At 63.6% G+C, this 297-nt stretch carries 1 protein-coding gene; it reads right to left on the reverse strand.

Features of this window, described 5'->3' with window-relative positions; all coding sequences use genetic code 11:
* On the reverse strand, window positions 1-297 hold a 297-nt coding region (locus P0G09_RS19265), incomplete at both ends, for a chloride channel protein (protein WP_275253475.1).

The following is a 297-nucleotide window of genomic DNA, read 5'->3' on the forward strand; positions in this document are numbered from 1 at the left end:
GGAGGCCCGAGAGCATGTAGCACACGCCGCAGCCCATCGCAATAAGCTCCAGCCCCTGCCCGCCAAACAGCTCGAATCCAAGCAGGATGGAGGGGATCAGGGCGTTTGTTGCTCCGCAGAACACGCAGACCAGACCGATGGCACCGGCAAACCCGGCGGGCAGGCCCAGCCATGGCCCGGCGATGCAGCCAAAGGTCGCCCAGATGTAGAAACTTGGGACCACCTCGCCGCCTTTGAAGCCTACTGCCAGGGTCAGGGCGGTCAGGAAGATCTTGCAGGCAAAATCCCAGGGCAGGG

Origin of the sequence: Faecalibacterium sp. DFI.5.82, assembly GCF_029076575.1 — a bacterium.
Taxonomy (GTDB): domain Bacteria; phylum Bacillota; class Clostridia; order Oscillospirales; family Ruminococcaceae; genus Faecalibacterium; species Faecalibacterium duncaniae.